Genomic DNA, 22,285 nt, shown 5'->3' with positions numbered 1-22,285 from the left:
ATGATGCGCGTTCACGGTCTCCTGTTACAGCGCAAAGCCCCCCCACCACGCCCGCAGCGCCGATATGATGGCAAGGTCGCAGTGGCGAAGAGCAACCAGCGCTGGTGCTCGGACGGCTTCGAGTTTCGTTGCGACAACGGTGAGCCGCTGCGTGTCACGTTTGCTCTGGATTGCCGTGACCGTGAGGCGATGATCTGAGTAGCGACAACTGGTGGCCGCAGTGGCGATGTGGTGCGCGACGTCATGCTGGCAGCCGTCGAGAAGCGCTTTGGCAACGTCCCGAAGGCAACGTCCCGAAGGCACCGGCTGAAATTGAATGGCTGACGGACAACGGCTCGGGTTATACGGCGGAGAAAACCAGGACCTTTGCGTCCGACATTGGTTTGAAGCCATTGACCACACCGATGTGCAGCCCGCGAAGTAAAGGCATGGCGGAAAGCTTCGTGAAAATGATGAAGCGTGATTATTTCGCCTTCATGCCAAAGCCAGATGCAGCAACCGCAGCGCGCAATCTCGCCGTCGCGTTCGAGCATTACAACGAGCAGCACCCTCATAGCGCGCTGAAGTACCGCTCGCCACGCGAGTTCAGGCGCAGGGCCGATTCATCAACTCATGTGTGAGGCGGGCAAATCCCAGCAACGTTGTCATGCACCATGGAGAGGTCAGTGAGAATATGTGACATCACTTCTACTGCCGATGTGTGTATGAAGAAGTGTCCCCCTTCGACGAGCCGTAGCTTGAACGGCCCGTCACTGTAAGTCTCCCAGGCCAGGAGCGACCCGATTTCGACATTTGTATCGAGAGTCCCTCCAAAGACAGAAAGCCTGCTAGGTAATGCAAGAGGTGTGCTTGTGCAGTAGCGCTCAGCAATTCGCAAATCTGCTCGAATCGTTTTCAAGAACGGCCGTAACCATTCTGGTCTAGCGAGAAGCTCCTCGGACGTACCTCCCAATTCCGCAAGACGCTGGACGAGTTCATGGTCGGTCAGCATGTGGACTGGATCCTTGCGTGGCTCGATATGTGGCGCTCTATGCGCCGAACAGAACATGTGTATCGGAGCCGGCTTTCCTTTCTGCACAACGTTGCGCACAAATTCGACACTTACGATGCTGCCAAGGCTATAGCCAAACGTTGCGTATGGCTTTCCCATAAGGGCGTCCGTGGCGTCAGTCAAGGCGTCGACTATTTCGCCGAGTCCGCCGGGAGGCGGCTCCGACAATCTCGTTTGACGTCCGGGCGGTTCGACAGCGACGACTTCGATATGCGCTGGCATGTCCAAGGCCCAACGACGATAAAGTCCAGATCCGCCACCCGCATAGGGAAAGCAGAACAATCGGATTCGAGCTTCGGGGCGCGGCTCGTGCAGAATCAACCATGGTGTTTTCTTGACGAGCATGATTCTGCGAACAACCTTTTGATGGAGAAGGTCAGGAAAGTGAATCGCTGGCCGTGTGGCCGAGCGCTCGGAACCAATAGCATAAGCGCCGACATCAAGAACCGTCCCCCGTCCTTTAGTACAGGGTGGGTCTGCTGTGTCATGGACTGGCGTAATCGGGCCGAGTCAGGATCGGCGGAGTCGAGCCACGCATCACACTCGTCGATAGGAGACCGCGCCAAATCGGGGGCGAAGTCGGGTCCCAGGAATATGGCCGATCGGAATTTTATAGTGGGTCGCGGGAACGCTTGCTCAATGGGGCGGGCCAGGTCTTTCTGGTCGGCGAATCGCTGGGCGCCGGCATGGCGTCGCAAGTGACGAAAGGCAACGAGGCGGCGGTAGCGGGCGTCGTGCTTATCACGCCGTGGGACTCGCTCGCCGATGTCGCCGCGGAGAAATACCCACTTTTCCCGGTGCGCTGGCTGCTGCACGATCCCTTCGATTCGGTCGCCGCGCTGTCGCGCTACGACGGGCGGGTCGTCATCGTCGGTGCGCAGCAGGACACGTTGATTCCCGTCGCGCATGCACGCCGGTTCGCGAGCGAACACGATCACGCGCGGCTTCTTTTATTACCGACGGCCGATCATGACGACTGGTTCGGGGCCATGAGGCAGGGCGACTGGAAGCAGATCTTTGCGTGGCTTCGCGCCGGGTGAAGCGGCCCACGCCGCAAGCTCAAGCATATGAAGCGCAACGCCCGAGAGATACGGAATTTTACATAAAAGCAATGACCACTTTTTCGTGTGCTATGTGTAGGATCACTAATTATTTGTCGTCTTGCTCCATACGTGCCTTACTTCACCGATGCCTGTTTCCCCGTCTACGAATCCGTCGGGAGCCCAGTCGTTTCACGCCAGTAACAACGCCGGCTCGACTGGCCGGATCAGGGCATCCATTCATCTATCGGAAGCGCAGTGCTTCTGCCGACGGCTGGTGATCGGCGCGTGAACCATGCATCCACGATGCAAACGTCAGGAGCTGCGGCTTCGCGCAGTATGTGGCGGCACATGTCTTCCGATCGCCGGTGATGGGCGCGATAATGTAAATTCTTGATCGGATGCGCGTACCTGGGCGCCGAAGACTGTGGAATGGATGCCAAATCCTAGGCGGTCATTGGCGTGGAGTGCCTCGCAAGCCCTGCTGATCGAGGCGGCGATGAAATGAGGAACGGGACATGAGCATGCCCGCGGTCGGTTCGTCCTTGTGGATCAAAGGCGAAGTCCGGCGTTACCTGACAAGGGGCGACTATGACGGCTTCTTTGCCGGCTGGCCGGGAAGCACAGTGATTGATATCGCGAGCGACGCCACGCAACGGCTCCGGGCGGCGCTTGTGGAAGTCACACTGCGCCGGGCGCGTGGTTTCGAGCGATCGGTGCCATTGCCGGAGCCGATCGATCCATGGCTGCGCAGCAAGCTCAGCCCCATGGTGCAGGGACTGTTTACCGTCCATGAGCGTAACTGCGTGCTCGACGCGCTCGCAGGGGGGATCATCTTCCTCACACCGCACAATATCGTCGACGTGCTTACCACGGAACCGTGGCTGTCGACCGCGTGGCGCCTCGCGAATCTGTATCTGGACAGCCTGGGCGCGCAGCGGCTCGGCTCGCAGGCCGGCGAGCTGGTCGGATTAAGCCAGGGCACCACCTGCTACGTGTCGCTCGCGTACTTTGACCAGACCGATCCGTTTGCGGATTATGTCGTGCACGAGGCGGCACACGTACTGCACAATTGTCGCCGCACAGCGATCGGTCTACCGGAGCGTCGTCACTGCCCAATGCCGCTCGACATCGCTTTCCACCAGCGCGAGACCTTTGCCTACGCGTGTGAGGCCTACAGCCGGATTCTTGCGATGGGGCGCGATGGCGAGTCCAGAGAGACGGCGCTCGAACGGCACAAGGCGTCGGAGTTGCCGCCGGATGAGCGGGTCGATCACGGAACATACCTGGCAATCCTGGCGGAGGCAGTTCGCGCGCGCAATGGATGGCGATGCATCGCAAAGCGGTGTGCGCCGTAATGACGAGTTCAGGACGCGGCCGCATCCGGGATCCGCGTGCTGCGTGCCCCCTGTGATCGCAAGCGAGAGGGCGAGGGTGAGAATCGCGTCGAGGATTGGGGCAGATCGGCACGAAAGCAGAAATGTAGCGTCGACTCGATTTCCGGCACGACGGCGATGATCAGGCAAAGCACTTCCACCTGCCGCCTGCGGCACGCGACAGCAACTGGAGCCCACTTGGATGTCGGGGACTGGGGAAAAACGGCAGAGCAGGGCTGGATGCCCATGAATTCAGGGGGGGCTGATACGATGGCAGCACCAAGTTTTGTCTATACGATCTCCTGTGTCGCAAAGATGCTCGGAGAGCCGGAGGATTGGCTGGAGGAACTGGCGAGCATGAACCTGGAGCCAGAGGACGGGTGTCTCGGGATCATCGAGGATCTGGACGTCCCTGCTGAGCAGTTGGCCACGGTAACCGCGTTCACGGATGCCGGGATCGAGGCGCTCAGGGAACTGGTTGCTGAAGCGAAGCGACAGTCTGGCGGGATGGGCAGCGAAGGGTAGATAGGCGCCGATCAGGTGGGGCGCCTCTTGCACCATGAGGCCAAAAAGACCCCTTGGGGGGGTGGGTATGCCGTGGGGCGCGCCAAAGCATGAGTTTGCGCTTGCGAGCGACGTGCCCGGATAGTCGCCCGCGAGGCAATCATCAAAACCGCCCTCGGGCTTGAAAAGCATTGGGTTGGATATACAATACGATTTATGTGTATCTATTGGAGATAATGATGCAAGTCGCCAAATGGGGCAACAGCCTTGCCGTCCGGCTGCCCGCGAGCGTCGTCGATGCACTGGGGTTGAAGGAGGGCGACGACATTGAGATCTATGCCGAACAATCGGGCGCGTTCTCGGTCAGCAAAAGGCCGACAGTCGCTGAGCGGATCGAGCGCCTGCGCAAGTACCGCGGACGACTGCCTGCCGACTTCAAGTTCGATCGGGAATCGCTCAGCGAAAGGGGAAACGCTGAATGACGGTTGAGGCACCGGCGCGATTTGCCGTCGATAGCAATGTGATTGCCTATCTGTTCTCCGGCGACGCCGCGAAGGCTGACCGGGCCGAGGCGCTGGTGCTGCAGGGGGCTCCGATGCCCGTCATCAGCACGCAGGTAATGAACGAGGTTACGCTCGTCATGAGCCGGAAAATGGGACTCTCGTGGCCGGAGATCAACGTTCTCCTGGGCGATGTGGAGGAGTTCTGCGAGATCGTGCCACTGACGCTTGAGGTCCACAAGGAAGCACGCCGTATCGCCGAACACTACGGATTCAGGTTCTACGATTCGTGCATCATCGCCTTCGCGTTGCTTGAAGATTGCGAAGTACTCTACAGCGAAGATATGCAACACGGCCAGGTCATCTTCGACCGGCTGACGGTGGTCAATCCGTTCCGATCACCCAGTTGACCGCCGCCTAATTCGTCATCGGGCGTCGCACGGTTTATAGCGTCGACGCTTTTTCCATCCGGCGCGGCGAACTGCTGCGCCAGGAAACGGTCGCCAGTCCATATCCACGCGCCGCTGTTCAGCTCGCAGAATTCCTTGCGCGAGCCGGTGAAGCGATTCGGCTCGCTTGTATCGACGCATGAACGCGACGGCCACGATCGCAAAAATGGGACTGCCTGCACTCTGCCCGCGCACTAATTTGACATAATGTTAATTATCAACAATCCGGATGTAGCGGCAATATGAGAATGTCGTGTTCTAGCAAGATACAAATGTCGTGTTTTACGGTGGCTGGCAAGCTGGCGTTTTGCAGCGTGATCGCAGGAGCCAGTCATGAGCCCAGCCGCACTGGTGACATTGAACATGCGCGAACTCGACCGTTTGAAGGTGATCCAGGCCGTGGTGGACATGGGGCTCAAGCCAGGGCGTGCCGCCGGGCGACTGGGTCTGACCGTGCGTCAGGTCGAGCGGCTGGTAACGCGATATCGGGAATCGGGCGCGGCGGGACTGGCTTCACGCAAGCGCAAGTCGCCCGGCAACCGGAAGCTCGATGAAGGACTGGCCGTGCGGGCCCTGACCACCATTCGCGAGCGCTACGCCGATTTTGGGCCGACGCTGGCGTGCGAGAAGCTGCGCGAATGTCATGGCCTCGTGCTGTCGAAGGAAACCGTGCGGCACCTGATGATGGACGCCGGCCTGTGGGTACCGCGCCGGCAGCGGCCACCGAAGATCTACCAGCCGCGTGCGCGGCGTGCATGCCTGGGTGAGCTGGTGCAGATCGACGGCAGCGACCATCATTGGTTCGAGGACCGGGCGCCGGCCTGCACGCTGCTGGTGTACGTCGATGACGCCACGAGCCGCCTGATGATGCTGCACTTTACGTCGACCGAATCGACCTTCAGCTACTTTGAGGCGACGCGCGCGTATCTTGAGCAGCATGGCAAGCCGGTGGCGTTCTACAGTGACAGGGCCAGCGTCTTTTACGTGAAGCGACGCTCGGAGACAGCGGGTAAAGGTGTTACACAGTTCGGCCGGGCGATGTACGAGCTGAACATCGACACGTTCTGCGCGAACTCAAGCCCCGCCAAGGGACGCGTCGAGCGCGCCCACCTCACGCTGCAGGACCGGCTCGTCAAGGAGCTCCGGCTGCGCGGTATCAGCACCATCGAGGCTGCCAACGCCTGGGCGCCCGCGTTCATGGCAGCCTATAACGCGCGCTTTGCGAAGCCGCCACGCAGCGCTTTCGATGCGCATCGACCCGTGCGCGCTGACGAGGATCTCGACGCGGTCCTGACCTGGCGGGTTCTGCGCAAGGTCTCGGATTCACTGACGCTGCTGAACGACCGCGTGATCTGGCTGCTTGACGATACGCCGGCCAACCGCAGGCTGATTCACCGCTATATCGACGTGTGGGAGTATCCGGACGGACGCCTCGAGATCCGTGCCGATGGTGTCGCACTGCCCTGTGTCCAGTACGACAAGCTTGCCGAGATCGACCAGGGCGCGGTGATCGAGCACAAGCGTCTTGGTCATGCGCTGCAGGTCGCGCAGGCGCTCCAGGCCCAGCGCGACAACCGCCGGATCTCCGGCTCACCGTCACGCACGAACCGCGGTGAACCCGTGCGTGCGAAGGCGCGGCTACCTGGCACGAAGAAGCAGCGCGAAGTGACGCTCGATGACTGGAATGCGGCAGTCATGGGGACACACCAGAACCCGGGAGGCTCGGTGCTAAAAACCCCCTCCAGAGAGATATAAAAGGACCGCAAGACAACCCTAGCCCAACACCCAGAACCGACCTCAACCCCGACATCTGTATCTAGCTAAGACCCCGACATTTCAATCTGGCTTTGACATTAGGGTCGCGATGTAATTTCGGATAGACCCGGTTTTCGGACGCGCTGTACATGTCCAGATCGTTTGTAGTGTGCGTTGCCGCCCCTAATTCGGCCCGACCTCGCGCTAACGTCTATCCATTCCACCTGTAGGGGCAGTCGGGAGGCGACGATGGAGCATTTGGTCAGAGTACACAACGAGAAGGACCGGCAAACGATGGAATGGCTGCGCCGGAATATTGGCGACGCAGCCATCGCTGCCGCCATCCAACGATGCGAGAACTCGGGCAAGCCGTATCTTTCCGCCGTCTGCCGGCAGCTGCGCGTCCGTGTTCCGGAGTTTCCTCTGCCACGGCGGGAAAGCCCAAGCCCGGTGGCGGAACAATCTCTCGCTACCATCCGGCACATCCTCGCAGCGCGCAACGCCTTGACCGTCGCGAAGCCGATCAGTGCGCGCCAGAAAGCGACTCCAACCCCATTCGCCTGATCGAGACGGGACAATGCGTCCTTTGACGCGATGCTTGTACGACGCTGGAACAGCGATTTTCGGACGCGGGCATGGCAAACAGCTCAACATCATCTGGATGGACCCGTCGCAAACACCCAAGGGTTGGCCCGAATTCCGTGAAGAAGTTTTCGGGGGCGCCTTTACTGACGCCAGGACTACATCATGAGTGTGGCCGGGAATGCCGGATTTGTCGCAGGTCAAATTCTCGGTCAGGACGGAGAGATTCTGGCAACCGTCGCTCCTTTGAAAAGCGTTCGCCTTCGCGGATGAACGATTCGTTTTCCAGAGCCGTGAACGGCCAACGTTCGCCGGTCCCCGCGCGAAAGCGTGCCGACTACGTTCCTCCGATCAGTGGGTCGTCCTGGTCGATTCGCCATTTGGGTCAAGCTGTCTACAGGCACCCGGTATCAACGATTCAGACAGTGAGCAGCGGGGCCGCACAAGTCCGTCCGGGATACGCCGGACGCAAACGGCGCAACAGGGCCACTTCCCGCGCCGGCGGATTTCCCCGCAGGAAACTTGCGCGGCTCGCCACCACGAAGCCAGCGGCACACCCCCGGGGGCGCTCCTGCCCACGAACGCAGACCACTATAGCTTTCAGTTTATGACGTTTGCTCCCGGACGCCTCGTCCTTGCGCTGGCGAGATCGACATCGGGCTCATCGCCTCACCTGACCAAACAGCCGCGGATCCAGCGTAAAGGGCTCGCTGCTGATGACCCTGACGCTTGCCATCTCCGGATGCATCGGGTTCAGCAGCAGATTGAAATCACTCGGACAGACGACCGACGGTACCCGCATCGCCAGCTGCTCGCCCGCTTCGAGCCATTGCCGCCCAAGCGTCCTTGTCGCCGCGGGATCGCGCGTCAGGTCTGCCCAACCTTCTGGCACATCCGGGACGAACGCGGCGGCGTCGACGGCGTCTGGCACCTCCAGCGTCACCAGGAAATATCCCCCGGCCGGCAGCAAGCCCGCCATGTGCACCAGCGCCTCCAGCAGCGCTGTCGACGCGTGGCAGCACGTGTACAGTACCCGCATGCCACGCGGGTTCCAGCGGCCTCCGGCGATCGCCGCACCGTTGCCGCTCAGATCATCGGCGCGGTAATACCCGCGCCGTTCCTTCGCCAGACGGTAAAGCCTCATGCGGACACGCCGTGGATGACGCGTAGCAGAATTTCACGCACGCGATCGTACCCCGGCTGTGAGTCGAGTACTTCGAGCGGGCTGAGCCCACCCAGCTCCGCGTTCGATCGCTGCATCCATTCGGTGGCCAGCGCCGGATCCTCGAACACCTCGACAGCAAGCTGGCGCACATAGAGCACGCGCGCGACGCGATCCGACTCGGCTGGCGACAGGCGCTCCTCGCGCGCCATCTTGCGCAGGATCGTCGAACTCGGCAGATTCAGGTTCGCCAGCAGCGTCTGCACGGGCACGTGCAGCAGGTCTTTCGCTACGCGTTCGATGATCGCCGCTTCCATGCCTTCGCGGATCTGCCGGCGCTGCTCGAGCGGGTCGAACTCGACGAGGAACGTTTCGATATCGTCAGGGTGGGCGCCGGACCGGCCAGAGCCGGCCAATGCCTTGCCGGTATGCGCTGCGGCCGGGTGACGACCTGACGGATGATGCACGGCCATAATGTGAGCCTCCCAGATGAGAACATCGTTATTCTCATTCTAGATTACTCTCAAACGGGAATCAAGATTTTCCCATTTGGTAACCTGCTACGCCGGCCGGTCCTGGCGCCGGAGAGTGAAAAGCCGCCGCAGCTCGTCGCGCAACTCCGAGATATCGAGGACATGCTGCGCCCGGGTCACGGCCACATAGAGGAGGCGGAGCTCATCGTCGTCCGGCATCGGGCTGCCATCGGCACCGCGCAGGCGGAAATCGTTGGCCACCTTGACCCGCTTCCATTCGAGGCCCTTGGCACGGTGCACGGTCGAAATCACATAGTCGGCGTCGCCTTCCGCCGCCGAGCGCTGTGCCAGCGCCCGCAGATAGCCCGTACCGAGCTCGTCGACGATGCGCACAACCGGCCGCAGGTCCTGGCCAAAGGCACTGCGCGCAAACGCCTGCGCATCGCTCCATGTCTCGAACAGCGAAAACGCCGCCGGGCGGAATGCCCGCTGGCCGGCAAGCAAGCGGTCCGCGCCGTCAGCGTAAGCGAGAATCTCGGCCGGACTCATGCGGATCGCAGGTCGATGTCCCGCCTCGAGTCCTGCGGCGAACTGCCAGATCGCCGTGACATTCTTCCGGCACAGGATTGCGTCGACCGGCGGCGCAAGCGCGGGATCGTCCACCAGGATCGAGCCGATGGTTTCCTGTCCCCGGAGGGGCGTGAGCTCACCGAGAAGTGCGAGCAGGCGACTGGCGAGCGCCGCGAACTTTGCGCCAAAGCGGAACGACTCCGTGAGCGCGCATTCGGGTGCGTCGATCTGCGCCATCGCATTGATTGCGCCCCGCCACTCGTAAATCTGCTGGTAAGGATCGCCCACGTAGATAATCTGCGCGTGGCGCTGCCGGCCAAGGACCGACAGCATCACACTGTCACTGTCCTGCGCTTCGTCGAAGAGGATGAAATCGGTCTCGATGCGTGGCTCCGAAAGCGCCCATAGCTTCAGGAGCACGTCAGGCGAAATGGCGCTCCCCGCGTGGGCAGCCCTGCTCTCTTCCCACAGACGCCGGACATAGGGCAGCAGGTAGGTGCGCAGTTGCGCGGCCAACATTTCGTCGATCTTTTCGTCGACAACAATATGCTGCGCTGCCGGCTGGATGTCAGCGGACCGGCAGAACCTGTCCCGCCCATCGGCAATCATCCGCCCGATCTCGAATGGAGCGATTTCGACGGCCGTGCCCGTTACTGTCCGCACTTCCAGCGGGCCCAGCCCGTAACGCGCGGCCAGTTCGTGCGGTGGCTCGCCCCTGAAGGCTCATACGATTTCGGAGCGACAGGCTGACGGAGGCCCACGCCAGCGAATGCATCGTCCTCGAGCCAACGTGAGACGGGAAACGCCGGGCTGCATTCGCCGCGATTTCCCGGTTGAACGCGAGGTACATGCCGCGCCGATGGCCGAAGTGCCCCGCCACGAGCTGGAGCGTGGAGGTTTTGCCCGCGCCGGCAAATGCCTTGATCTTCAGATCCCCGACTCGAAGCGCCGCCTCGACCACGGCTTGCTGCTCTTTCGTTGGAATAAAGCTCCTTTTCACGCGATTCCAGACGTCATGTGCGCCCGCTCCTGGCGATATGGGGTCGGCGATTTTCGCATGGCCTGTAGCCGGTCGGGCAAACCAGCGGGGGTCGCGTCACCAGAACCTTCGCTTTGATAAAAAGGGGATGGCGGGCTGGCACGGTGAAAGCTGACAGCACCCGTCACGTCTGAACAAGCTCAAGCCCGTTTTCGGCACACCATTGCGTCAGCGCGCCTTCGACAGCATCAGCTTCAAACGAATACCAGCGCTCCAGAACGCCTTCATGCTCCAGCAAATCCTTGAAACGCGCATAGGCCCCTTGCCGTCGGAAAAATGCTTCGACCTGCTCGTAATGCGCGGGCAACTCCTGTGTGACAAAGCGCAAGGCGAGACGTCTTCCCAGATCAAGCTCGTTCTTATGCGGTATGGCAAGGTAGCGGTCTGAAGTTTCAAGGTCGTCAGGGACCTCCTCGTCGAACGCGTCACTGGAATCGGAAGTCCACCAGATCTTGCCCGTATCGAGCGAGACATACGCGTTATGCTCCATTGGCGCCGCGTAGCTGACGAAATCGAAAGCCAAAGAAAGATCGTCGAGTCTGACTGCGATCATGGCTCTGCTCACATAGGTTGAACGTACCACGTGACATGCCGGCTCAGGGCCGGATATGCCGTCCGTATCGCCGCGTCGGCGACGCGACCTAAAGCTCTTCGCTCGGGTCAGCGATATCGAGCCGGAATTGCCATCCTTCCATGCTCATGAGCATTTGCCCAAGATCGTCCCACGAGACCTCCTTGCCGTCGACCACCGCGAGTGGCAGGTACCCCGCCTGCGACTCATCCCATTCGATCCGTCCGCGCACCGTGCTATCAATGATCCGGCGCTCCCGGAAATCGATGTGCCTGACCGATAGCGCGCGTCGCATCCTTTCGACCAGGCGTCCGAGCAGCACGAACACATCGTCGTCAGCTTCGCCGATCAGCTGGAACCGATAACCGGTGCGAAGTTCTCCGCGAAGCTCAAAGGCATCCAGTGCAATCCGGTCGCCCAGGAGCCGGAGCTGGAAATGGAACTGGTGGGCCTCCCCCTCGCAGTCAATCATCCGGATGGGGTCAAGCCGGACATTCTCGAAATCGGTGAATCCGGTGGACTCGGCTATCCTGGCGTTGAAGCACGAAGTGCAGAGCAACTCATAGCTGCCTTCGCCGGAGCCGCAGTGGATGGCGTCCCAGGGCGGCGTCGGGTTGCCGCATTGTTCGCATCGCTCATGTGCCATGTCGTGCCTGCTGTATTGGTTCTTCCTGCGATCGCCAGGATGTTGGTTGCCGGTGCCGTTCTTGACACGGTTGATCGCCCGTTGACGGCAACATGCGGCCCCGCGAAGACGCATTTGGGTGCGCAGCAACTGGCGGTCGGATGCCGCTATTTTGACAGACACTGCGAACTGCTCCTAACTGGCGCCGGGCGTCTTGCGCCGCGGGACCCGGACGGTGACGCCATCCATGATCGACGCGTTCGATGAGGTCGCACTGCACAGTGGCTTCCGTGCGGAGGCGTTACAGGGCTGATATGCCCGAAGCTCGTTAGCCGGCACCGCACCGATGCCACATACATAGGAATACGAAGCTGTCAAAGCCAGATTGAAATGTCGGGGTCTTAGCTAGATACAGATGTCGGGGTTGAGGTCGGTTCTGGGTGTTGGGCTAGGGTTGTCTTGCGGTCCTTTTATATCTCTCTGGAGGGGGTTTTTAGCACCGAGCCTCCCGGGTTCTGGTGTGTCCCCATGACTGCCGCATTCCAGTCATCGAGCGTCACTTCGCGCTGCTTCTTCGTGCCAGGTAGCCGCGCCTTCGCACGCACGGGTTCACCGCGGTTCGTGCGTGACGGTGAGCCGGAGATCCGGCGGTTGTCGCGCTGGGCCTGGAGCGCCTGCGCGACCTGCAGCGCATGACCAAGACGCTTGTGCTCGATCACCGCGCCCTGGTCGATCTCGGCAAGCTTGTCGTACTGGACACAGGGCAGTGCGACACCATCGGCACGGATCTCGAGGCGTCCGTCCGGATACTCCCACACGTCGATATAGCGGTGAATCAGCCTGCGGTTGGCCGGCGTATCGTCAAGCAGCCAGATCACGCGGTCGTTCAGCAGCGTCAGTGAATCCGAGACCTTGCGCAGAACCCGCCAGGTCAGGACCGCGTCGAGATCCTCGTCAGCGCGCACGGGTCGATGCGCATCGAAAGCGCTGCGTGGCGGCTTCGCAAAGCGCGCGTTATAGGCTGCCATGAACGCGGGCGCCCAGGCGTTGGCAGCCTCGATGGTGCTGATACCGCGCAGCCGGAGCTCCTTGACGAGCCGGTCCTGCAGCGTGAGGTGGGCGCGCTCGACGCGTCCCTTGGCGGGGCTTGAGTTCGCGCAGAACGTGTCGATGTTCAGCTCGTACATCGCCCGGCCGAACTGTGTAACACCTTTACCCGCTGTCTCCGAGCGTCGCTTCACGTAAAAGACGCTGGCCCTGTCACTGTAGAACGCCACCGGCTTGCCATGCTGCTCAAGATACGCGCGCGTCGCCTCAAAGTAGCTGAAGGTCGATTCGGTCGACGTAAAGTGCAGCATCATCAGGCGGCTCGTGGCGTCATCGACGTACACCAGCAGCGTGCAGGCCGGCGCCCGGTCCTCGAACCAATGATGGTCGCTGCCGTCGATCTGCACCAGCTCACCCAGGCATGCACGCCGCGCACGCGGCTGGTAGATCTTCGGTGGCCGCTGCCGGCGCGGTACCCACAGGCCGGCGTCCATCATCAGGTGCCGCACGGTTTCCTTCGACAGCACGAGGCCATGACATTCGCGCAGCTTCTCGCACGCCAGCGTCGGCCCAAAATCGGCGTAGCGCTCGCGAATGGTGGTCAGGGCCCGCACGGCCAGTCCTTCATCGAGCTTCCGGTTGCCGGGCGACTTGCGCTTGCGTGAAGCCAGTCCCGCCGCGCCCGATTCCCGATATCGCGTTACCAGCCGCTCGACCTGACGCACGGTCAGACCCAGTCGCCCGGCGGCACGCCCTGGCTTGAGCCCCATGTCCACCACGGCCTGGATCACCTTCAAACGGTCGAGTTCGCGCATGTTCAATGTCACCAGTGCGGCTGGGCTCATGACTGGCTCCTGCGATCACGCTGCAAAACGCCAGCTTGCCAGCCACCGTAAAACACGACATTTGTATCTTGCTAGAACACGACATTCTCATATTGCCGCTACAAAGCAAATCGCGATCATTGCTTATGTCAAATTGAGCGGATCGGTGGGCGCCCCACACAGGCGCCCATATTTACCGGTCTACCGGCACCACTTCTGAGGCCAGGCCTCCTTCTGTCCCTGTCGTTCAGTTGCCGGTACGCCGATACCGCAACTCCCTCTGGCTGCGAATGGCGGCCACCAGCACAACGTCCAGCTCAGCCACAAAACGATACAGCGCAAGATAACCATGCGCTCCATTCGAAATGACCAGCTCGCGCATTGCGCCGGGGCCACTAACAGGCCGTCCAATTTGAGGACTCGTCTGAAGGATGTCTAACGCGCGAACGATATCGTCAATGTGTTTTGCGGCGCTCGCGGGGTTGTGTTCAAACAGGAAGTCAAAGATCCGGTCAAAATCGTCGCGAACTTCAGGCGCAAGAACTATTCGCGCCATCGCTTGACCTTCGGTGTTCCCGGATCGCGCCCTGCGGCCCGCTGGCCCAGATAGTCGCGCATGTCGGCCCACTCAATCCCGAGGCCGTTCTTCAGCATGTTTGCGAGGCGATCGTTCCCTTCAGTGAGGAATTCGCGACGCAGTTCTTCGCTGGTGACCCTCTCGGCAATCGCCTCCAGCATGAAGCTGTGGACTGTAGTTCCCGATTCTTCAGCAAGTCTCGAGATCCGCTCGCGGAGTTCCGGCGGAAGGCGGAGCGTGGTGGTAGACATAGAGACCTCTCATGTGTCACATCTGTGCTACATCATACTCTCTCAAGTTTGCCAGTGCACGCAGTCGTCCAAACTGAAGCGAGGGAACCAAGAAAAAAGGGTCGCATCCGCATGAGGCTTAGTCAGAACCGGACATTCACATCGTGGAGATGCGGTCGAAGTCAGGGTAGAAAGCGCGAAAATCGGCTCGCTAAACCACGTCCAAACTATGCCTGAGCTTGGCGGCGGAGCGGACTGACAGGCGCCGCCGCCGGCGAAACCGATTCAACCAGCTCAAGCTTCGCTACCATCCATCGGCGCGGCAGAACCACGAAGCTTTTTTCCCCGGGAGCTTCACTACATGCCTGGATAGTTCGGCCCACCGCCACCTTCAGGCGTGACCCAGACGATATTCTGTGTCGGGTCCTTGATATCGCAGGTCTTGCAGTGCACGCAGTTCTGCGCGTTGATCTGCAAGCGGTCTTCGTTTTGCTCGTTCTTCACGAACTCGTAGACACCCGCCGGGCAGAAGCGTGACTCCGGCCCCGCATAGGTCTGCCAGTTCACGTTCACCGGCACCGACGGATCTTTCAGCGTCAGGTGCACCGGCTGGTTTTCTTCGTGATTGGTGTTCGAGATGAACACCGAGGACAACCGGTCGAACGTGAGCTGCCCGTCCGGTTTCGGATACGTGATCGGCTTGCACTGCGACGCCGGCTTGAGCATCTCGTGATCGGAATGCTGATGATGCAGCGTCCACGGCACGTTGCCGCCGAGCAGCTTCTGCTCGAAACCGACCATCAGCGTGCCGAGGTACAGACCCTTGCTCATCCACTGCTTGAAGTTGCGCGCGCGGTACAGCTCGGTATAGAGCCATGACGTCTTGAACGCTTCCGGATAGTCGGTGAGTTCATCACTGGTGCGGCCGGCCTGCACGGCGTCGAACGCGGCATCGGCGGCGAGCATGCCGGTCTTGATCGCGGCGTGCGAACCCTTGATGCGCGACGCGTTCAGGAAGCCCGCATCGTCGCCGACCAGTGCACCGCCCGGGAACACCAGCTTCGGCAGCGACATCAGCCCGCCTGCGGTAATCGCCCGCGCGCCGTACGACACGCGCTTGCCGCCTTCCAGAGTCGCGCGGATTGCCGGATGCGTCTTGTAGCGCTGGAATTCCTCGAACGGTGACAGATACGGATTCGTGTAGCCGAGGCCGACCACGAAGCCCACCACGACCTGGCTGTTGTCCATGTGGTAGAGGAACGAGCCGCCGTAGGTGTCGTTTTCGAGCGGCCAGCCGGCCGTATGCATCACCAGACCCGGCTTGTGCTTCGCAGGATCGATTTCCCACAACTCCTTGATGCCGAGGCCATAGACCTGCGGATCGGCGCCGTCGCGCAGCTTGAACCGGTCGTTAAGCTGACGGCCGAGGTGGCCGCGCGCGCCCTCGCAGAACAGCGTGTACTTCGCGTGCAGTTCCATGCCGAGCTGGAAGTTCTCGGTCGGCTCACCGTCTTTGCCGATGCCGAGGTTGCCGGTCGCGACGCCCTTGACCGAGCCGTCGTCGTTGTACAGCACTTCGGCCGCCGGAAAGCCCGGGAAGATCTCAACGCCGAGCGCCTCAGCCTGCTGACCCAACCAGCGCGTCACGTTCGCGAGGCTGATCACGTAGTTGCCGTGGTTCCTGAAGTTACCCGGCAGCGCCCAGACCGGCACGCTCTTCGCGCCCGTTGCCGACAGAAACAGGAAGCGGTCCTCGGTCACGTCGACCGTCAGCGGCGCGCCTTTTTCCTTCCAGTCGGGGATCAGTTCGGTCAGTGCGCGCGGGTCCATCACGGCGCCCGACAGGATATGCGCCCCGATCTCCGAGCCTTTTTCCAGCACGCACACGCCAAGCTCGACGCCTTGTTCGGCAGCGCGCTGCTTCAGACGAATGGCGGCCGACAGGCCCGCAGGGCCGCCGCCGACGATAACGACGTCATACTCCATCGACTCGCGCGGACCGTACTGCTCTAATAAGTTGGAGTGCGTCATCATACCTGGCAAAGAAACCGTGATTTATGATCCGAGCAAACGAAAAGCAATCCGCTTGCAGACGTCATTGTGTCCGCTGCCAACCTCTCCCTCAATCAACCGTATGGATGATTAAAAACCACGCATTACCCGGCGATCGACAACTGACGCCGCAAAAAATATGGTGACGAAGTCGACGTGCATGTCGCGTTCTGCAACGGTCTGATTCGTCTTGATCCTTGTGACATAACTAGCAGATCTGACACAAGAAGCGGCGCTCGATCAACTGAGCCCGGGAACACCGCTTCAACGACCAAACGCCTGTCGTTGCGGCCGCGATACCTCTCCGTCGACCACACCACTCCCGAGATTTCTCCCTCCATCCTGGTAATTTCCCCATTGACAGCGAGAACACAATAGCTAACTATACCGTCCAGACGGTATAGTTACGAGGCTGAACGTGCAAATCGAAGTTAGACACTCAAGTAGCATTGGAGCCGAAATGCGGCTCTTCGTCCTCCAACCGACGACCCAGGCTCCGCTTCCAGCCTATACGGCGGGCTCGCATATTGACGTTACAACGCCAAGCGGCTTGGTCAGACAATATTCCCTTTGTGGCGATCCGTCCGATCGTGCGCGTTTTTCCATACTTGTCAAAAAAGACCCCTGTTCGCGCGGGGGGTCCTTATCCATGCATCAGGTTTCGGTGGGCGACGTACTTGACATCGGTGAACCCCGCAATGCATTTGGCCTGAAAGACGATCACGGGCCCCATCTTCTGATCTCAGGAGGGGTCGGGATCACTCCATTGCTCGCGATGGCCCACGAACTCACGCGCCGAGGCGATCCGTTTATGCTTCATCACTTCGGACGACAGGAAGACCTCAGCGATCTCCGTGCGGAACTCGGGGTCGAGTGCTTCGGGCAGAACTTTGCAGTTCAGCTTGACGTCAGTCGAAATTCCGTTCCCGGTGTTCTCGACCAGGTGTTCCTCGCATCTTCAACTGCAAAACATATCTACACATGTGGCCCGTCGCCATTCATGGCAGCAGTCGAAGCCGCGGCTCGACATCATCTTCCTTCCGCTGCCGTTTATACGGAAAAATTCCAGGGTGCCGCCTGGACTTCGAATCCTTTGGGCGATTTTCAGTTAACACTTGCTCGAACCGGCTTGACGATCAATGTGAGATCGGATCAAACCTTGATACAAGCGCTCGAATCCAAAGGTGTTCTCCTCCCAACCGGCTGCCTCGAAGGCGTTTGTGGGGCCTGCGTGACGAAATTTCTGAACGGTGAGGTGGTGCATCTTGACGATGTGCTCACCGATGAAGAGCGAAACGAACAACATCTGATGTGCCCGTGCGTTTCCCGCGCCAAAGGTCATCTCACCTTGGACTTGTGAAAACGGCAGCTTCAAACTTACCACCCTAAACGATAAGCGAATTATGTCGGATAACGAAATGACTGCGATTGCGGACGAATGGCGCTCTGGATACTCGCTACCCCAACACATGTATTGTGACGATGGGATTTTCAAAAACGATGTCCAGTCCTTAGGACGCACTCAATGGCTCCTTGTGGACCACGAAAGCAGAATCCCTGAGCCTGGTAGCTATTTTACGGTCGAATTCGGCGGCGAAAGCATTATTGTTCTCCGTGACCGGCAGGGATCTGTACGTGCCCACTTCAACGTCTGTCGTCATCGCGGCTCCAAAATTTGCCTCGAAAAAGAAGGAACTGTTAGGTCGCTGACGTGCCCCTATCATGCGTGGAGCTACGATCTCGCAGGGAATCTTAAGTCCGCGCGTTTCATGCCGCCGGATTTTCCAATGGCGGAACACGGATTGAACCCTTGTGCCGTTGGCATTTTCAAGGGATTTGTCTTCCTCAACCTGTCAAAAGATTCGCCTCCGTCGTTTGAACAGTTTGTTTCTCGGTTTAAACCTATGCTTGCTCGGTATAACCTTGAACAAACAAAGGTCGCCGCGCGCCGGGTCTTTCCAACAGCGGCAAACTGGAAACTTGTGGTCGAGAATTTCTTCGAGTGCTACCACTGCAAACCAGCGCACGCGACTTACTGCTCCGTGCACGACGACATGAAGATGTTAGCTTTCGGCGCGGGCCCGGGATCGTCCAATGGACTGGCAGACGAATACATGAAGACTTTCGCACTTTGGGAGTTAGCGGAAAAGCAGACCGGACGGCAGCCAGATATGTTCGCTGACGGCCCCTCCACCCCATTCCTCCAGTCGGCCGGTCGGCTCCCCATAGGCAGAGGCAACCTGACCGAGTCGCTCGATGGAAAACCAGTCGCGCCTCTGATCATCTCGGATGCTGAATATGATGGGGCCCAGACTGGCTGCGTATTCAACCCGATCAGTGTGGTGCTCGCAAACAGCGACCACGCCATCGCATTTCGCTTTAATCCGAAAGGCCCACTTTCAACGGACGTCGAAGTTTTATGGATGGTCTCCAGCGACGCCCAGGAAGGTCCCGACTACGATCTCGAACGGATCAAAGCCGTGTGGCAAACAACATTACTTGAAGATAAGACAATTACCGAGAACAATCAGTCCGGAATCCAGTCACAAACCTACTCTCCAGGCCCCTATTCGGCGCAGGAGAGCAAGATCGCCGAGTTCGGCGCCTGGTATCACGAGCACATTCTCAGAGAAGACTAGAATTTTCCGCATGAGTACCCTGAAGCTTGATCACGCTGTACAGGCTAACCGCTCGAATGTCGATGGCGGCCATCGCTGTCGACATAATCTTCCATAATCAGTCTGGCAAGCCGCGGCTTCTCGCTGTCCGACTAACCGCACCATCACTTTGGTGCGGACGCGATGAAGAAGAATGGAAGCGACGACTGGATGAACACACATGCGAGTCGTCAGCGCGTTCCGAAACCAGCTAATACCATACTGCCATGCACGATTACCGCGGCCTCAGGACGGCGACGGAAGCACGCCAGGCGCAGTGCCTCCGTGACCGGTTCAACCATCATGTTCGACTGCATCGCCAGCCCACCGTGTGCGGGTTGAACGGTCGATGACGGCCACGAACTGTTCCCAGCCTTTCTTGTCATCAGAAAGTAACATCGCTCCTCCTGCCTCGCCCCTGGACGAAGTCGTCGTGGCTCACACATGGCGAACCGGAAAGCCCCGTGAGGGTATCGACGCCCGCCATGTTTCAAGCTTAAGCGTTAGTCAGCACGTTAAGTTCGCAGTCGACTCGACTATTTGAACATGTGGAAAAGCCTTTGTGATATAAATCCCCCGCGAATCATTCGGCATACTTCCGAGCGGCAATCAACGGGACACCACCAGATGCGACCCAACAATCGAGACTCAATACTGCGCGCAGCCGAAACTCTTGTCTTGCAGCGAGGCGCGGCGGCTCTGACGCTCGAGGAGGTAGCAGCGACTGCAAACATGAGCAAGGGTGGACTGCTCTACCATTTCAAGACAAAAGACCAACTCGTTCACGAACTCCTTGAGTTTGCATTCGCAAACTTCGAGGCTGCGGTTGATAGAATGGCGGAACAAGACAGGACGCCGGGAGGGTGGCTCAGGGCGTACGTCCGTGCGACATTCGAAACTGACCCAACAACGGAGGCGGAAAGTCTTGCTTCGGCGGCGCTCGTCGTCGCCTATTTCGGCCGAGACGCGTCTGTCCGGAAGCTATACGAAGACGCCCTCTCTCGTTGGAGCAATCGAGCAAAAAACGATGGCATCGACCGAGCAACTGCCGATGTCATTCGCATGGCAACTGATGGCCTGTGGCTCGCAGACGCGCTCGGCGTTTCCGGGTTCAGTAAAATCCGGAAGCGCGCTTTCGTGAACAGGCTGCTCATGCTGGTCGATTGACGCATCAAAACGGACTCATCGAAAAATCAGCCGATTGACGGATTTTTTGTCAGGGGTACTCTGCGGCACGATGGCCATATCGTCGAGTCATAGCGGAGTTACCCGTGCTTTCGAATCAACAAGCTGCCGACCTTCTTTTCCTCCATCAAGGAGAAGTAGAGGGCGAGGCCTTCTTCAATACCATGTTGGCGCAAGCTGAAGACCTCGACGAAAGATACAAACTCGCGATCATCCTTCAGGTCGAGAATGAGACGAAAGCCCGCCTGCGCTCGTGCCTGACTGCACACCAGATTTATCTGCCCGACCCCAGCGAGGCGATTTTAGAGGGCCGGCGCAAGGCGGCGCATTTAAAGACGCAGCCATGGTCCGAGTTCATATCCTGTTTCCGAAGCGACGTTTTGTATTACCGGGATATCTATCACGAGATCGCGCATCGTGGGGCGCTGACAGCCATGTGCGCACTCGCTGCAGCAGTCGCTCATGAAGACGCTTTATTATCATTTTGTACTATGGAACTCGCGGGCCTTGGGCATAAATCAGTGGAGCAGCTTCTGACATACCTGCGATTCGCGCCTACGCGCCGCTGAATATGTATCGCATCGCGCTGATTGCGCTGGATACGAGTCCATGCCGTGTAGGCATGCTGGTCGAAGGCGCGGCACACGACCTCGGAGCGTGTGCACGCGTCTATGGCGTGCGACTAACGTGCAATAGGTGAAGCGCTATCGGATGTCCTCGTATATGGGGGAGCAGACTGCGCTAAACAGTACTCGCGAATCTTCCGGTCAATGGCGACGCCCTGGAATCTTTGGTCGTTCCGCACAGACCAAATGCTCAAATAAATTGAACTAGTTTATCGCGAGCGGTCAGACGGACACTTTCTGAGTTCGCACTGTGGACCGCACTAACTCACGACGTCAACCGGCTCCGCATCGGATCATATGGTGCCTGAGACAAAACGGTGCCAGCGACCTTCCCGCTTTCGTCCGCAAGACCGATCTCCACCTCGGTGCCTTCCACTGCGAGCGCGGTCGGAAGGTATGCAAAAGCAAAGGTCTTCCCGAGATGAAAACCGGGATCACCCGAGGTCACCACCGCAACCTCCTCTCCGTTGTGGAATACCTTTTCACCGTGTAGGATTGGATTGATCGACCCTGTGTCGATCAACCGCAGCTGACTTGAGACACCCGTCGAGGCTAACAGATCGAGCGAGGAGCGTCCGACAAAATCCCGGTCGTCAAACCTGACCGTCCAGCCCAATCCGGCTGAGAGGGGGTCGGTGTTCTCATTGATATCAAGGCCATACAGCAAATACGACTTCTCGATGCGCAGCGAACGCATCGTTTTCATCCCACAAGGCCTGATGTCAAATTTCCTACCGGCATCCGCGACCGCATCCCAAACATGCTCGGCGTATTCGACCGGGAAGAAAAGCTCGTAGCCGAGTTCGCCCGAGTACCCGGTACGCGAAATCATTGCCTCCGGCACCTGAGCGACACTGCCCGTCTTAAACGAAAAATACTTGAGGGCGTCGCGCGAAACGTCGGCGTCGGTCAACTCAGACAACAATTCGCGGGAGTTGGGCCCCTGTATCGAAAGATATGCGTTTGAGTAACCAAGGTTAGTTACCGTCACACTTAATGAACCGATGAGTCGGCTGACCGCCTCGACGACTGCGTGAACCCTTGACGGAGTCGGCGAGAGCCAAAACTTGTTGCCGTCAAACCGGAAGCAGGTCAAGTCATCAACGATCCCACCCTTCTCATTGCAAACGGAGCTGTATAGCACGCCGCCGTCGCGCATCCGCCTCACGTCATTGACCAGTGCTCGCTCCAGCAATTTCTCTGCATCCTTGCCTTTTACCTCCACGCCAACCTGATAGTAGACATCGAACATGCCGACCCGCTCGCGCACGGCCGTGTTCTCGTCCGCGACGGACGAGAAGAAATTCGGCGTGGCGAATCCGCCACGATCCTGCAGCTTCGCTCCAGCCGCAACCAACTTGTGATAATACGGTGTGTGTTTAAGCATTTT

At 59.4% G+C, this 22,285-nt stretch carries 21 protein-coding genes and 2 pseudogenes; 12 read left to right on the top strand and 11 right to left on the bottom strand.

Translation table 11 applies throughout. The features are described from left to right. Window positions 1–620: pseudogene (locus OKW43_RS39515) on the top strand (DDE-type integrase/transposase/recombinase); the annotation flags it as partial. Here the strand turns inward: OKW43_RS39515 and OKW43_RS39510 are convergent. Beyond that, complete coding sequence (locus tag OKW43_RS39510) at window positions 611–1,396, bottom strand: thioesterase II family protein (protein WP_429454111.1); 786 nt, start codon at window positions 1,394–1,396, stop codon at window positions 611–613. The pseudogene OKW43_RS39515 and the gene OKW43_RS39510 sit on opposite strands and share 10 nt — an antisense overlap. Before the next feature lie 287 nt (window positions 1,397–1,683). On the opposite strand from OKW43_RS39510, the gene OKW43_RS39505 reads away from it, so the two are divergent. From OKW43_RS39505 to OKW43_RS39475, 7 genes are all read left to right on the top strand, one after another. Then, a complete protein-coding gene (locus OKW43_RS39505) occupies window positions 1,684–2,091 on the top strand; it encodes a hypothetical protein (protein ID WP_429454109.1) in 408 nt (135 codons plus the stop codon). Between the two features lie 518 nt (window positions 2,092–2,609). Continuing rightward, entirely contained in the window at window positions 2,610–3,449 is an 840-nt protein-coding gene (locus OKW43_RS39500) for a hypothetical protein (RefSeq protein WP_429454107.1), read from the top strand. A gap of 216 nt (window positions 3,450–3,665) precedes the next feature. Beyond that, entirely contained in the window at window positions 3,666–3,992 is a 327-nt protein-coding gene (locus OKW43_RS39495; protein ID WP_429454105.1) for a hypothetical protein, read from the top strand. 218 nt (window positions 3,993–4,210) lie between these two features. Next, complete coding sequence (locus tag OKW43_RS39490) at window positions 4,211–4,453, top strand: AbrB/MazE/SpoVT family DNA-binding domain-containing protein (protein ID WP_027803752.1); 243 nt, start codon at window positions 4,211–4,213, stop codon at window positions 4,451–4,453. After that, a complete protein-coding gene (locus tag OKW43_RS39485) occupies window positions 4,450–4,881 on the top strand; it encodes a PIN domain-containing protein (protein WP_429454103.1) in 432 nt (143 codons plus the stop codon). The genes OKW43_RS39490 and OKW43_RS39485 overlap by 4 nt, the downstream gene beginning before the upstream one ends. 372 nt (window positions 4,882–5,253) lie before the next feature. Further along, window positions 5,254–6,675 (top strand): ISNCY family transposase, encoded by a 1,422-nt coding sequence (locus OKW43_RS39480; protein WP_429454097.1) that lies wholly within the window; start codon window positions 5,254–5,256, stop codon window positions 6,673–6,675. 249 nt (window positions 6,676–6,924) lie between these two features. Next, window positions 6,925–7,239, top strand: coding sequence for a hypothetical protein (locus OKW43_RS39475; protein WP_187639771.1), 315 nt, complete (start codon window positions 6,925–6,927; stop codon window positions 7,237–7,239). Between the two features lie 679 nt (window positions 7,240–7,918). Here the strand turns inward: OKW43_RS39475 and OKW43_RS39470 are convergent. The 9 genes and pseudogenes from OKW43_RS39470 to OKW43_RS39430 form a co-directional block, all read right to left on the bottom strand. Then, window positions 7,919–8,401 (bottom strand): RES family NAD+ phosphorylase, encoded by a 483-nt coding sequence (locus OKW43_RS39470; RefSeq protein WP_018420328.1) that lies wholly within the window; start codon window positions 8,399–8,401, stop codon window positions 7,919–7,921. Further along, entirely contained in the window at window positions 8,398–8,892 is a 495-nt protein-coding gene (locus OKW43_RS39465) for an antitoxin Xre/MbcA/ParS toxin-binding domain-containing protein (protein WP_018420329.1), read from the bottom strand. Before OKW43_RS39465 ends, OKW43_RS39470 begins: the two co-directional genes overlap by 4 nt. Window positions 8,893–8,979: 87 nt before the next feature. Then, window positions 8,980–10,462, bottom strand: a pseudogene (locus OKW43_RS39460) (UvrD-helicase domain-containing protein). Between the two features lie 163 nt (window positions 10,463–10,625). Further along, a complete protein-coding gene (locus OKW43_RS39455) occupies window positions 10,626–11,054 on the bottom strand; it encodes a hypothetical protein (protein WP_429454101.1) in 429 nt (142 codons plus the stop codon). Window positions 11,055–11,142: 88 nt separating this feature from the next. Next, on the bottom strand, window positions 11,143–11,880 hold the full coding sequence (locus tag OKW43_RS39450; RefSeq protein WP_429454099.1) for a DUF7686 domain-containing protein: 738 nt from the start codon (window positions 11,878–11,880) through the stop codon (window positions 11,143–11,145). Window positions 11,881–12,167: 287 nt separating this feature from the next. Then, a complete protein-coding gene (locus OKW43_RS39445) occupies window positions 12,168–13,589 on the bottom strand; it encodes an ISNCY family transposase (protein WP_429454097.1) in 1,422 nt (473 codons plus the stop codon). A 226-nt stretch (window positions 13,590–13,815) separates the two neighbouring features. After that, a complete protein-coding gene (locus tag OKW43_RS39440; protein ID WP_187639667.1) occupies window positions 13,816–14,124 on the bottom strand; it encodes a type II toxin-antitoxin system RelE/ParE family toxin in 309 nt (102 codons plus the stop codon). Beyond that, the gene (locus tag OKW43_RS39435; protein WP_187639668.1) at window positions 14,112–14,396 is read right to left on the bottom strand and encodes a CopG family ribbon-helix-helix protein; all 285 of its coding nucleotides are present in this window, start codon (window positions 14,394–14,396) and stop codon (window positions 14,112–14,114) included. The genes OKW43_RS39440 and OKW43_RS39435 overlap by 13 nt, the downstream gene beginning before the upstream one ends. 336 nt (window positions 14,397–14,732) lie before the next feature. Further along, window positions 14,733–16,406: an electron transfer flavoprotein-ubiquinone oxidoreductase gene (locus OKW43_RS39430; RefSeq protein ID WP_429454094.1), complete on the bottom strand. Its 1,674-nt coding sequence runs from the start codon at window positions 16,404–16,406 to the stop codon at window positions 14,733–14,735. Between the two features lie 439 nt (window positions 16,407–16,845). Here OKW43_RS39430 and OKW43_RS39425 point away from each other — a divergent pair, with 439 nt between their 5' ends. From OKW43_RS39425 to OKW43_RS39410, 4 genes are all read left to right on the top strand, one after another. Beyond that, window positions 16,846–17,787, top strand: a complete 942-nt coding sequence (locus OKW43_RS39425; RefSeq protein WP_429454092.1) for a PDR/VanB family oxidoreductase — start codon at window positions 16,846–16,848, stop codon at window positions 17,785–17,787. 58 nt (window positions 17,788–17,845) lie between these two features. After that, window positions 17,846–19,066, top strand: coding sequence for an aromatic ring-hydroxylating oxygenase subunit alpha (locus OKW43_RS39420; RefSeq protein WP_187639606.1), 1,221 nt, complete (start codon window positions 17,846–17,848; stop codon window positions 19,064–19,066). Window positions 19,067–19,630: 564 nt separating this feature from the next. Beyond that, window positions 19,631–20,251: a TetR/AcrR family transcriptional regulator gene (locus OKW43_RS39415; protein WP_312893024.1), complete on the top strand. Its 621-nt coding sequence runs from the start codon at window positions 19,631–19,633 to the stop codon at window positions 20,249–20,251. Between the two features lie 104 nt (window positions 20,252–20,355). Continuing rightward, window positions 20,356–20,838, top strand: coding sequence for a hypothetical protein (locus OKW43_RS39410; RefSeq protein ID WP_429454089.1), 483 nt, complete (start codon window positions 20,356–20,358; stop codon window positions 20,836–20,838). Window positions 20,839–21,160: 322 nt separating this feature from the next. On the opposite strand, the gene OKW43_RS39405 is transcribed toward OKW43_RS39410, so the two are convergent. Then, window positions 21,161–22,282, bottom strand: coding sequence for an aminomethyltransferase family protein (locus tag OKW43_RS39405; RefSeq protein WP_187638441.1), 1,122 nt, complete (start codon window positions 22,280–22,282; stop codon window positions 21,161–21,163). Window positions 22,283–22,285: the final 3 nt, after the last annotated feature.

Origin of the sequence: Paraburkholderia sp. WC7.3g, from assembly GCF_050436345.1 — a bacterium.
Taxonomy (GTDB): domain Bacteria; phylum Pseudomonadota; class Gammaproteobacteria; order Burkholderiales; family Burkholderiaceae; genus Paraburkholderia; species Paraburkholderia podalyriae.
Note: the sequence above shows the minus strand (reverse complement) of the source record. Positions and strands in the feature narration are given on the sequence as shown.